This is a genomic window from Secundilactobacillus oryzae JCM 18671, from assembly GCF_000740055.1.
In the GTDB taxonomy this organism is placed as follows: Bacteria; Bacillota; Bacilli; order Lactobacillales; family Lactobacillaceae; genus Secundilactobacillus; species Secundilactobacillus oryzae.
Map to the genome: position 1 here is coordinate 1 of NZ_BBJM01000083.1, position 370 is coordinate 370.

1 rRNA gene is annotated in these 370 nt (G+C 52.7%); it reads right to left on the reverse strand.

Going from position 1 to position 370, the window contains the following annotated elements:
- Positions 1–370 (reverse strand): 23S ribosomal RNA (locus tag LOSG293_RS09855); the annotation flags it as partial.

The following is a 370-nucleotide window of genomic DNA, read 5'->3' on the forward strand; positions in this document are numbered from 1 at the left end:
CGTACACGGGTTCGGGCCTCCAGTGCGTTTTACCGCACCTTCACCCTGGACATGGGTAGGTCACCTGGTTTCGGGTCTACATCTACGTACTGAAACGCCCGTTTCAGACTCGCTTTCGCTACGGCTCCGTCTTTTCGACTTAACCTTGCACGTAAACGTAACTCGCCGGTTCATTCTACAAAAGGCACGCTATCACCCATTAACGGGCTCTAACTAATTGTAGGCACATGGTTTCAGGAACTATTTCACTCCCCTTCCGGGGTGCTTTTCACCTTTCCCTCACGGTACTGGTTCACTATCGGTCACTAGGGAGTATTTAGCCTTGGGAGATGGTCCTCCCGGATTCCGACGGAGTTTCACGTGTTCCGCC